The organism is Polaromonas sp. P3_C2, assembly GCF_056402675.1.
In genome coordinates this window covers 1-10,134 of record NZ_JBFUGX010000072.1, presented here as the reverse complement: position 1 = coordinate 10,134, position 10,134 = coordinate 1, and the positions used below count along the sequence as shown (strand labels likewise).

Here is a 10,134-nt window from a genome sequence, read left to right as displayed (position 1 = left end):
CTCCACACGGCGCCTATGCTGACCGTCGCGAGGAAGGCGACCATGGTCTCGGGCGTGTTGGGCAGATAGGCGGCCACGCGGTCGCCGGGCTGTACGCCCTGCGCCTTCAGGTGCAGGGCCAGCGACGCCGACTGCCGGCGCATCTCGGCCCAGCCCAGTTCGCGCGCTGCTTCGCCGTTCGCCAGGCTGCCTTCACCGTGGCTGACGATGGCAGGCACGCCCGCCGCGTCGGCCGCGGCCGTGTGGCGGAACACCTGCTGCGCGTAGTTGCCCTGCGCACCGGGAAACCACTCGGCTCCCGGCATGCTGCGCCGGCCCAGCACGGCCGTGTGCGCAGTGGGCGACTGCAGTTCGAAGTAGTCCCAGATGCTTTGCCAGAAGGCGTCGAGGTCGGTGACCGACCAGCGCCACAGCGCGTCATAGTTGTCGAATGACAGGCCGCGCGTAGCCTGCAGCCAGTTTTGGTACTTGCGTATCTGGAACATGAACGCAACCATAAACCAAGAGCGGCGAATGCGACCGGGTGGTATCCCCGGCATGACTTATATTGATTGGCTCTGCTTAATCGGGCCGTCTCCCATGGGGCCGCCTGTGCCGCGCATCTGTCCGCCTGAAAGTATTCATTGAACAGCGAGCCCTGGGTCATCTACTGCGACGGCAGCGCCGTGCCGAACCCCGGCCGCATGGGTCTGGGCGCGCTTGTCATGGCGCCTGACGGGACCCGGCATCCGCTGTCTATTACCGCGGAAGGCCGGGGCTGCAACAACGAAGCGGAGCTGCGCGCGCTGATGGCGGCCATGCAATACGCCAGGCGGCAGGGTGCTACCCAATTGTTGATCCACTGCGACAACAGCGTGGTGGTGCAGCAGCTGGCGGGAACCGCCACTGAACCCTTCCTGCGCCTGGTTCCGCTGTTCGACGAGGTGCGCGCCGTGCTGCGGTCTTTCGAGTCGGCGCGGCTGGTGTGGATACCACGCCACCGCAACCAGGAAGCCGATGCCCTGGCCCGGGCGGCGGTGGGGCTGATGCCTAAAGGCCCCGCTCCAGCGGCCAGGCGCCGTCGTTAGCTGCACGTGTGAATGCTTCGTTCCCGCACGAAGCAACGAAGTGCCGTAGCCGCGTATATATGTGGATGTACCCGCATCACCCCGTACACCCGCCCAGGAGCAACGCATGGCCAAAGAGATTATTCGCGTCGAACCCCTTTCCACCTGGCTGCAGCGATGGAAGGCGCCCACCTCTGTCGTCACGCGTCATGGCGATACGGTCTATGTGGCCGGCTTGCCGCCGTTCGACCCCGCCACGGGTGAAGTTGTCCACGCATCTGTGGAACGCCAGACCGAACTGGTGTTGGAGCAAATGAAGCTCTGCCTGGAAACAGCAGGTTCATCGCTGGGCCAGGTGCTCAAATGCAACGTCTATTGCACCTCGGTCGAGAAGTTTGCAACGGTCAATGCCATTTACGCCCGCTACTTCCCCCAGGATCCACCGGCCCGGATTTTCATCTGCGTGCCGGCATGGCCAGGGCACTTTGACATTGAGATGGATTGCATCGCCGCCTGCTAGCGCGCGCGGAAGGCCCGAAAACCGTGACACGATGAGGGAGTTGCACTTTCGCACAATCGTGCTAATATTCGCTGCATGGACGCCAAAACCCAGAAAAGCGAAATGACCCGCGCCGCCATCATCGGCGCAGGCATCGACCTGGCTGCGGCGGAAGGTCTGGAGGCCATCACCTTGCAGGCTGTGGCAGACCGCATCGGCATCTCCAAGAGCGGCGTGTTTTCGCGCATCGGCTCACGCGAGGCTTTGCAGAAAGCCGTGATTGAAGAGTTCGGCCGGCGCTTTATTGCCGATGTGTTTGTGCCCGCCATGCAGCAGCCCAAGGGTTTGCCGCGGCTGGAGACGATTGTGCAGCGCTGGATTGTGCGCACGCGCGATGTCGAGGCCAAGTCGGGCTGTATTTACACTGCGGGCGCCTTTGAGCTGGACGACCGCGAAGGCGAGTTGCGCGACCTGCTGCTCGGCGAGGTCACCCGCTGGCGCGCCTCGTTGCGGCGCACCGTACTGCAGGCCATGGAGGCCGGTCAACTGAAGACCGACACCGATGCGGAGCAGCTGGTCATGGAAATCAGCAGCATTGCCATGGGGATGTTTCACGATGCCCGTTTTCTACGCGATGCACGCGCGGCTGAACGGGCCCAGGCAGCCTGGGAGCGCCTGATCAAGAGCTACCAGACAGAGGCAGTTACCCCAAAATAAAGAGACAAACAGGGCGGAAAGGGCAGCCACGCCATTTCCGATGCATCGGTAAGTTTTAATTTCGCACGACTGTGCGGAGAAATAAGGAAATCATGTTGATTCTGATCATTGGTTTAGGCGTATTTCTTGGCGTTCGCGCCGTGAAGGCGGTCCTGGCTTCGCTGCGCAGTTTGCCGCGCAGCAACGAAGACTGGATCTGGTACTGACATTCACGGGGAGGACCACACCATGACACGCACATCGCTCCAGGCCACCGCAGCCTTTTACAACGCCAGCCCCCTGACACGCATTTTCCGCTGGGGGCTGGGCGCTTCGCAGCAGCTCTGGCCCGCGCTGGCTGTGCGGGCGGCTTACCGCTTGTTCGGCACACCGCTACCGCCCAAGTGGGTGAGCCGTCGCAGAAAGTGGAGCCCCGACTGGCACATTGAGCAATGGCCTTTTGAAGATGCCAGCGTGACGATGTACAGCCGCCCCGTCGCACCTGCCGGCCCGGTGGTGCTATTGGTGCACGGCTGGGGCGGACACGCCGGGCAGATGCTGGCGCTGGCGGAGGTCTTGAGTGCGCAAGGCTTGCGGCCGGTCATCATTGAGATGCCGGCGCATGGCCGCAGCAGCGGCTCGGTCACCAACCTGCCGCAGTTTGCGCGCGTGCTGGAGTACGTGACCGCACGGCTGCAGCAACAGGGCCATACGCTGCGCGCGGTGGTGGCGCATTCGCTGTCGGCGAACGCCGGCGCTTATGCCGCCAGCCGAGGGCTGGCGGCTGGCAGGCTGGTGTTGCTGGCGCCCCCCGCGTCGCCGCTTGAATACACGCGGCTATTTGCCCACGTGTTTGGCCTGCACGAATCCACGCGCGCGGCCATGCAGCGGCGCATTGAGGCGCGCGAAGGCATCCTGATGCCGCAGTTCGAGCCGGCAATGGTCGGCCCGCGCATCGCCCTGCCCACGCTGGTGGTGCATGACCGGCAGGACAGCATCAACCGCTTTGCCGACGGCGTGGCTTACAGCGAGGCGATTGTCGGCGCGCGCCTGGTGGCCACCGAAGGCCTGGGCCATCGCAAGATCCTCAAGGATGACGAAGTGCTGCGCCAGGTGGCAGCGTTTCTGGCCTGAGAACCTGTTGAGGGTCTAAACGGCGCCGCGCTTGTGCGGCGCGCCCATTCCCCCTAGCATTGCCTCACTTTTAACAAGAGGAGACATGATGGGAATGCTGGACTGGACAGAAAAAGACAGCGCGGTACTGCAGCAAGGCGGCGTCATCGGGCCCGACGAGCGCCTGCCGTGGCCACAGACCGCGGTGATGGGTGTGCAGCACGTGATCGCGATGTTCGGCGCCACGGTGCTGGCACCCATCCTCATGGGGTTTGACCCCAACATCGCCATCCTGATGAGCGGCATCGGCACACTGATCTTCTTCGTCATCACCGGCGGCAAGGTGCCCAGCTACCTCGGTTCGAGTTTTGCCTTCATCGGTGTGGTGATTGCGGCCACGGCCTATGCCGGCAAAGGGCCGAATGCCAACCTGGGCGTGGCGCTGGGCGGCATCATCGCCTGCGGCGTGGTGTACACGCTGATCGGCTTCATCGTGCAGTCCATCGGCACCGGCTGGATAGAACGTTTCATGCCGCCCGTGGTCACCGGCGCCGTGGTGGCGGTGATCGGCCTGAACCTGGCCAGCATTCCCATCAAGAACATGGCTGCCGGCAATTTCGATTCATGGATGCAGGTGGTGACGTTTGTGAGCGTGGCCCTGGTAGCCGTGATGACGCGCGGCATGGTGCAGCGGCTGCTGATCCTGGTCGGCCTGATCGTGGCGAGCGTGATTTATGCGGTGCTGACCAACGGACTGGGCCTTGGCAAGCCGATGGACCTGTCGGGCATCGCCAATGCCGCCTGGGTCGGCCTGCCGGGCTTCACGGCACCGGTGTTCAGCGCCAATGCCATGCTGCTGATTGCGCCCGTCGCCATCATTCTGGTGGCGGAAAACCTCGGCCACATCAAGGCGGTGACGGCCATGACCGGCAAGAACCTGGACGTCTACATGGGCCGCGCCTTCATCGGCGACGGCGTGGCGACCATCGTATCGGGTAGCGCGGGTGGCACAGGCGTAACGACCTATGCCGAAAACATCGGCGTGATGGCGGCGACCAAGATCTATTCCACCGCCGTCTTCGTGGTGGCGGCGCTGATCGCCGTGGTGCTGGGCTTCAGCCCCAAGTTCGGCGCGCTGATCCAGGCGATTCCGCTGCCGGTGATGGGCGGCGTGAGCATCGTGGTGTTCGGCCTCATTGCCGTGGCCGGCGCCAAGATCTGGGTGGACAACAAGGTGGACTTTTCAGACAACCGCAATTTGATTGTTGCCGCCATCACGCTGGTGCTCGGCACCGGTGACTTCACGCTGAAGTTCGGCCAGTTCGCACTGGGTGGCATCGGCACCGCGACCTTTGGTGCGATCCTGCTGTACGCCTTGCTGAGCCGCAAACCCTGATCAACGAATCGCTATCTATTTGATAGCTGCTTGCGCATGCCCTGATTGGGCTTTAGCTTCTTTTTAATGCCAAAAGTCCCCGCTGACCCAACAACCGGGGCTTTTTTCTGGCTGGCGGCAACAGGCGCTGCCAGCCAGGATCAATGGTCCATCAGCCCAGGAAACGTCCACCTGCGCCGAGCACGCCCAGTTCGACAAATTTCGAACCCGCGAACGGCGGCGCGGCATAGTCGACACTGAAACCGCCGAGGTCGAACTTCTGCAGGCCGGCCAGCGCGGTGCGCAGTTTGCCGCGCGTCACATCGCGGCCGGCGCGTTCCAGTCCCTCGGCCATCACGTGGGTGTTGATATAACTCTCCAGGCTGCCGAGCGAGAACTCCTGCTGGCCGATGGCGCGCATGGCGGCCTGGTAGTCACGCACCACCTGCAGCTTGGCGCGGTATGGGTCAGGGAACACCATGGTCAGCGCCAGGCCGGAACCGGCCGCGCCCAGGGCCTTGATGCCGTCGCCCGACAACGTCACGCTCAGGCCTGCGACAGGCAGCATCGGTGACGCTTTCTTCAGCGCGGTAATGAGGCCGACGGATGCCGAACCGGCGGTGCCAAGCAGCACGGCGCCGGGTTTGCCCGCGACGACCTGGTTCACGACCTCGTTGAGGYTCTTGCCGTCGACGGCCAGCGCCACCGGCGCGGCGACCTTGGCGCCCTGCACCTGCAGCGCGCGGTTGACATCGAGCACCACCTCCTTGCCGTAGTCGTTGTCCAGGTAGACGACGGCCAGGTCCTTGATGCCCATGCTCACGATTCTTTGCACCAGGCGCTGGGTTTCGTCAGTGAAGCTGGCGCGCACATGGAACACGTTGCGCATGCCGGGCTTGCGCAGCGACGACGCACCCGAACGCGGCCCGACGTAAGGCAGGTTGGACTCTTCAATCACCGGCACGATGGCGGCGTTGTTGGGCGTGCCGACGCAGGACATCAGCGCAAAAATGCTGCCGTCGCCGATCATCTTCCTGACGTTGTCGGCGCTGCGCTGCGGCACATAGGCATCGTCCAGCATCTGGAACTGCAGCATGCGGCCGTTCACGCCACCCTTGGCGTTGATCTGGCCCATGGCTGCGTCCACGCCCAGCTTGAGCTCGGCGCCCACACTGGCCAGCGGACCGCTGGTCGCACCGGTGCTGCCGATGGTGATGGCCTTGGCCGTCAGACCCTCCTGGGCATAGGCATTGCGAATGAAAGCGGGAGCGGCGGCAAGGGCAGCCATTTGAGGGGCAAACGAAAGGAAGCGGCGGCGAAGCATCGCAAATCTCCAAAAGGTGGGGTAGCCGTGAAGGCCAAAAGACAAGGCCGAGTGACCTTGCGGGGTAAAACCGCCCGCCAACCGGCGCACAGCAGCGCGCCAAAATGGCAGAGCAAATCATTTAAGGTTAAATGATTCTAGGGGTAAACCCTTACCAATTGATGACAGCACGCAGGCAACTGTGAAATGGCCGGGGCATGGCCCGGCTTGTCGCCGGCTAAGCCGGTTTCGCCGGGGGTTACTTACTTGGCCTGGGGTTGGCCGGTAGCCCTGGCAAGGGCTGCTTTGGTTCTGGCGAGTTCGCGTTCCAGGTCGGCACGCTCGCCGATTTCCTGTTCCAGGGTTTCATTGACCTGCGCGAGGTCTTCCGCGGATTCCTGGATGCGGGTTTCGAGGGCGTCGGTTTTCTGCAGGGCCTGGGCCACTTCGCCGGCCTGCACGTGCGGCGGGAGTTCCTGTTTGAGCACCGTGTTGATCACCATCAGCTCGGCGGCCGATTGCTCCACGGTGTCCTTGACGGCCTCGTTTTGCCCAAGCGCGCGCTCCAGGGGAGTCGATGCGGTGTTGGAAGCGGCAGACTGCTGCTGTGGCATATCGATGGCCTTATGGTCGGTTGATGCGGGTCGTTGAAACGTGGGGTATCCGCAAAAATGATGGTGTTGGCTTGCGCTGCTTCAGCGGGATTTTAACCACCTGTGGCAAATTCAGAGGGCCAGAAGCTCAGCATCGGATGGGGGTATTGACGGCAACCAGACCCACTGGGCGCCGTTGATGGATCGGGCCCTCAGCGCGATTTGGACGGTGCGGCAGGCGCCTTGCCGCTGCGCGCCGCACTGGCAGGCTGCGCCGGGCCCGGGCTGAAAATCTTGCCCAGCGTGGAGCCGATGCGGGCCCCAATGGCCGTGCCAACACCCGGCAGTACCGCGGTGCCCACCACAGCGCCCGCAATGGCACCGCCCGACACGGAAAATTTGACGTTGTCGAGCGGGCCGCTGACTGTCAGCGGGATGCCCACAATGCCGTCCACCAGGTCAACGGCAAACTCGCCCGCAATCTGCCGGTTGGCGATTTTGGCCTCACCCGATGCTGTGAGCACGCCCGAACTGGCCTTCACGCCGGTGTAGGTCACCACCATGCCCTCGGGCGTGTTCTGCGTGTCGAGCTGGCCCGTGATGGTGTCCAGCGGTGTCTGGCCGGCGTGTTCCTTGCCGGCCGTGCGCACGGCCTTTTCCAGGTCAAAGCGCAGCAGCATGGACTTGCCCACCGTAAAGGGGGTTTTGGTGTGCAACGACTGCGCCAGCTCGGCCACCGTGTCGCCATTGGCCGAGAGCGTGGTTTCACCCGACGCTTTGCCTGCAACGACAGACCGGCGATTGAAAGCAGCCAACGCGCTTTCAACTTCGATATCGCGGGGCTGCAGGGTGCCTTCGAGATGCATGCGCCCGTTGGCACGAAACTCGAGCCGGACTTCCCCATCGGCCGTGCCGCCGCCCACGCGGATGCGTGTGTCCCAGCGGTCTTCCTGGCCCTGACGCGCCAGGCTCAGCTGGGTGGTGGGCTCGACATTGGGGCGCCTCAGCACGGCCTTGCGCGGGCGCCACGCGGGGTCGAAATCAACCTCGCCGTCATACACTACAGAGATGCCGCGCCGCGAGATCCAGGTCACGTCGCGAAACACAAAACGCGCCAGCGGCAGTTCATCGCCAGCCATCTCGTCTTTTTTTTCTCGCTGTTTCCCCAGCCCGCGCAGCGACAGCTGGGGCACCACGGCGCCTTCCAGGTCGGCACGGTCAATTTTCACGCGGCGTTGCCACAGGGCGAAGAGGTCCGGGTAGACGGTGAGTTTTTTAATAAGGATCGGCTGGGGCTGTTCCGTGCGGGCCTCTTCAATCACCACCGCCGGCGAAGGCAGCAAACGCCAGTGCAATGCACCGACACGGACCTTGACGCCCAATTGCGCCTCCAGCTCGGTGGCGGCGCGCTGCGCGAGTTCCTCGTCACTCGGCAACAGCCGAAGTGCGGCAAACCACAGCAAGCCGAGGGCCAGTGCGACACCCAGCAGCCCTGCCAGCCATTTGTTCGAACGTGTCATCGGACCGATGGAGCCGGGCAGCCCCGGTTCCGGTAATCCAGGTTCATGTAGTCCGTGCAGTCCGTGTGCGTGTGGTCCGTGTGTCTCATACGGCCAGCTTAAGCCCGGCCGCCGCTGCAGCCTACGCGACAAGGTGCCCAAGCGCTGTAGGCCGCAACCTTATAGTGAGGGGTATCAGCCCTGTGAGAACCTTCATGCGCATCTGGAAACAGCCCATCTCCGTCGAACTGCTCACGCACCACAACGCCGACAGTGCGGTCACCCATCTGGGCATCGAATTCCTGGAGGTGGGTGACGACTTCATCCGCGCCCGCGTGCCGGTGGACCGCCGCACGGTACAACCCTATGGCTTGCTGCATGGCGGCGTATCGGTGGTGCTGGCGGAGACCCTGGGCTCTTGCGGCGCGGCCTTTGCGGCACCCGAAGGGCACCGCGCTGTCGGGCTGGACATCAATGCCAATCACCTCAAGGGCGTCACCAGCGGCTGGGTCACCGGTACCACGCGGCCCGTGCACATTGGACGCAGTACGCAGGTGTGGCAGATCGAGCTCACCAATGACGCGGGCGAACTGACCTGTGTCTCGCGCATCACGATGGCGATGCTGCGGCCGGGGTGATGGCGCATTGCCATTGATGGCTGTAACGGCTTCGTTACGAATAGCAACAATTTCTCTGCGCCAGATATTAGTCATGCAGTGGGCCTGAACCTGGTGCACTATCGCGGTCGTGGTCAGCGACGCTTTTCAGGCTTTTCACCGGGTTTTCGCCCGGAAAGCCGCGCTACAAGCCACATCCGGGTCTTGTCGGTCAACGCCAACTCCATATTTTTTTTATCTTAAGGCGTGCTCTGAATCGTATTTGATCTTATGTTGCCCCGTCCGTATTGTTCGCCACAACTAGGTTGAAAGCTAACAAATGGACACAAGTAATGTAAGTCGATGGGCCACAGCGCTGCTGGCAGCCGTCCTGTGCGGCGCAGGACACGCACAGATTTTGATCGGCCAGACAGCCGGTTTCACGGGTCCCGTGGCCGCGGGCGTCAAGGAAAACACCGAAGGTGCGCGCCTGTGGCTGGATGCGGTGAACGCCCGGGGCGGGATCGCAGGCCGGCAACTGGAGCTGGTGTCACTGGACGACAAGTTCGACCCCAAGCTCGCCGGCGAGAACGCGCAAAAGCTGGCCGAGCGCGGCGCCGTCGCCTTGTTCCTGACGCGCGGCACGCCCCCCACCGAAGCCGTGTTGCCCGTACTGTTAGCCAACCATATGCCGCTGGTCGGCCCCTCCACGGGCGCGATGATCCTGCACCAGCCGGTCAACCGCTATGTCTTCAATGTGCGCGCAACCTACCAGCGCGAGGCCGAGAAGGCCATCGAGCACCTGCACACGCTGGGCATCCAGCGTATCGCTGTGGTGCATGCGGACGACTCCTTCGGCCGTGACGGGCTGGAGGGAGCCAACAAGGGCTTTACGCAGGCGAAGCTGAAGCCCACCAATATCCTGAAAGCGGACCGCAGCAAGCCCGACTACAACCAGCTTGTTCCACCCATTCTGGCAAGCGATGCGCAAGCCGTGCTCTGGATCGGCTCGAGCAACGCCGTGGCGGATGGGGTGCGGGCCCTGCGCGCCGCCAAGTCGTCCGTGCGCGTGGTCACCTTGTCCAACAACGCATCGGCGGGCTTCATCAAGGCGCTGGGGGAGTATTCACGCGGCGTCATCGTCACGCAGGTCTACCCGGCGGAGCGCTCCTATGCCTACACGATGGTGCAGGAAGCCAACGACCTGGCCAAAGCCAAGGGGATAGCGCTGTCGCCGGCCATGCTGGAAGGCTATGCCGCTGCCAAGGTGCTGGTGGAGGGCCTGCGGCGCGCGGGCAAGAACCCGACGCGGGAGACGCTGCAGGCGGCCCTGGAAGCTGCCAAGGTGCTGGTGGAGGGCCTGCGGCGCGCGGGCAAGAACCCGACGCGGGAGACGCTGCAGGCGGCCCTGGAA

The 10,134-nt window shown here is 63.6% G+C and carries 11 protein-coding genes; 7 read left to right on the top strand and 4 right to left on the bottom strand.

Annotated elements, in window-relative coordinates:
- A partial coding sequence (locus AC1DWI_RS05195; RefSeq protein WP_477724482.1) for an AMP-binding protein occupies nucleotides 1-485 on the bottom strand: 485 nt, incomplete at its 3' end.
- Between the two features lie 138 nt (nucleotides 486-623).
- Between AC1DWI_RS05195 and AC1DWI_RS05190 the strand changes: the two genes are divergently transcribed.
- From AC1DWI_RS05190 to AC1DWI_RS05170, 5 genes are all read left to right on the top strand, one after another.
- The gene (locus AC1DWI_RS05190; RefSeq protein WP_477670367.1) at nucleotides 624-1,067 is read left to right on the top strand and encodes a ribonuclease HI family protein; all 444 of its coding nucleotides are present in this window, start codon (nucleotides 624-626) and stop codon (nucleotides 1,065-1,067) included.
- A 106-nt stretch (nucleotides 1,068-1,173) separates the two neighbouring features.
- Entirely contained in the window at nucleotides 1,174-1,566 is a 393-nt protein-coding gene (locus tag AC1DWI_RS05185; RefSeq protein WP_477670368.1) for a RidA family protein, read from the top strand.
- 75 nt (nucleotides 1,567-1,641) lie between these two features.
- Nucleotides 1,642-2,262, top strand: coding sequence for a TetR/AcrR family transcriptional regulator (locus AC1DWI_RS05180; RefSeq protein ID WP_477670369.1), 621 nt, complete (start codon nucleotides 1,642-1,644; stop codon nucleotides 2,260-2,262).
- A 228-nt stretch (nucleotides 2,263-2,490) separates the two neighbouring features.
- Nucleotides 2,491-3,375, top strand: coding sequence for an alpha/beta hydrolase (locus tag AC1DWI_RS05175; RefSeq protein WP_477670370.1), 885 nt, complete (start codon nucleotides 2,491-2,493; stop codon nucleotides 3,373-3,375).
- An 88-nt stretch (nucleotides 3,376-3,463) separates the two neighbouring features.
- Complete coding sequence (locus AC1DWI_RS05170) at nucleotides 3,464-4,750, top strand: solute carrier family 23 protein (RefSeq protein ID WP_477670371.1); 1,287 nt, start codon at nucleotides 3,464-3,466, stop codon at nucleotides 4,748-4,750.
- 151 nt (nucleotides 4,751-4,901) lie between these two features.
- Here AC1DWI_RS05170 and AC1DWI_RS05165 read toward each other — a convergent pair whose 3' ends face one another.
- From AC1DWI_RS05165 to AC1DWI_RS05155, 3 genes are all read right to left on the bottom strand, one after another.
- Nucleotides 4,902-6,053 carry an ABC transporter substrate-binding protein gene (locus AC1DWI_RS05165; protein ID WP_477724481.1) on the bottom strand — a complete coding sequence of 384 codons (1,152 nt, stop codon included), beginning with the start codon at nucleotides 6,051-6,053 and terminating at the stop codon, nucleotides 4,902-4,904.
- Nucleotides 6,054-6,295: 242 nt separating this feature from the next.
- Nucleotides 6,296-6,646 carry a hypothetical protein gene (locus tag AC1DWI_RS05160; RefSeq protein ID WP_477670373.1) on the bottom strand — a complete coding sequence of 117 codons (351 nt, stop codon included), beginning with the start codon at nucleotides 6,644-6,646 and terminating at the stop codon, nucleotides 6,296-6,298.
- A 191-nt stretch (nucleotides 6,647-6,837) separates the two neighbouring features.
- Entirely contained in the window at nucleotides 6,838-8,145 is a 1,308-nt protein-coding gene (locus AC1DWI_RS05155) for a hypothetical protein (RefSeq protein WP_477670374.1), read from the bottom strand.
- 194 nt (nucleotides 8,146-8,339) lie between these two features.
- Here AC1DWI_RS05155 and AC1DWI_RS05150 point away from each other — a divergent pair, with 194 nt between their 5' ends.
- Together AC1DWI_RS05150 and AC1DWI_RS05145 are read left to right on the top strand one after the other, a co-directional pair.
- Nucleotides 8,340-8,762, top strand: coding sequence for a hotdog fold thioesterase (locus tag AC1DWI_RS05150; protein ID WP_477670375.1), 423 nt, complete (start codon nucleotides 8,340-8,342; stop codon nucleotides 8,760-8,762).
- A gap of 298 nt (nucleotides 8,763-9,060) precedes the next feature.
- On the top strand, nucleotides 9,061-10,134 hold a 1,074-nt coding region (locus tag AC1DWI_RS05145; protein ID WP_477724480.1), incomplete at its 3' end, for an ABC transporter substrate-binding protein.

Excerpts from the sequence above, each read along its gene's own strand:
- AC1DWI_RS05185 (WP_477670368.1), top strand. The coding sequence starts at position 1,174 with ATGGCCAAAGAGATTATTCGCGTCGAACCCCTTTCCACCTGGCTGCAG.
- AC1DWI_RS05180 (WP_477670369.1), top strand. The coding sequence starts at position 1,642 with ATGGACGCCAAAACCCAGAAAAGCGAAATGACCCGCGCCGCCATCATC.
- AC1DWI_RS05175 (WP_477670370.1), top strand. The coding sequence starts at position 2,491 with ATGACACGCACATCGCTCCAGGCCACCGCAGCCTTTTACAACGCCAGC.
- AC1DWI_RS05170 (WP_477670371.1), top strand. The coding sequence starts at position 3,464 with ATGGGAATGCTGGACTGGACAGAAAAAGACAGCGCGGTACTGCAGCAA.
- AC1DWI_RS05160 (WP_477670373.1), bottom strand. The coding sequence starts at position 6,646 with ATGCCACAGCAGCAGTCTGCCGCTTCCAACACCGCATCGACTCCCCTG.
- AC1DWI_RS05155 (WP_477670374.1), bottom strand. The coding sequence starts at position 8,145 with ATGACACGTTCGAACAAATGGCTGGCAGGGCTGCTGGGTGTCGCACTG.
- AC1DWI_RS05150 (WP_477670375.1), top strand. The coding sequence starts at position 8,340 with ATGCGCATCTGGAAACAGCCCATCTCCGTCGAACTGCTCACGCACCAC.